Below are 465 nucleotides of genomic sequence, written 5' to 3' on the forward strand. Positions count from 1 at the left end.
TATATATCTTTACCGTACAAATCAATATGATATTTTTTTGCTTCTTCCTGTACTTTTTGTTCGTACACTTCTTGTGCTAACTCTTCAATTTCTTTTCCTTTTTGAGAAATGTCTAACTTTCCTGCTTCTTCTCTTACTTTCGTTCCGTAGATTTCTTCCGCGATGTCTTCAATTTCTTTTCCATCTGTAGAAATGCCTAATTTATCTGCTTCATCTTTAATTTTAATCGTATTAATTTGAGTAATTAAATCTACAATTGATGTATTCTCTATAGATATACCTAGCTTTAACGCTTCTTGCTTTACTTTTGTTTCATAGATTTCTTCTGACAGCATCCCAACATCTTTTCCTTCAATCGAAATACCTAACTGCTCTGCTTCCCTTCCTACTTCTGTTTCATGAATTTCTTTTTCTAATGTAATTTGTTCTTTTCCTTCCGTTTCAATACCTAGTTCCTCTGCTTTT

1 pseudogene is annotated in these 465 nt (G+C 32.0%); it reads right to left on the reverse strand.

Annotated elements, in window-relative coordinates:
* Nucleotides 1–465 (reverse strand): annotated as a pseudogene (locus MR160_RS33945) (transporter); the annotation flags it as partial.

Origin of the sequence: Bacillus cereus group sp. BfR-BA-01382, from assembly GCF_022663475.1 — a bacterium.
In the GTDB taxonomy this organism is placed as follows: domain Bacteria; phylum Bacillota; class Bacilli; order Bacillales; family Bacillaceae_G; genus Bacillus_A; species Bacillus_A thuringiensis_S.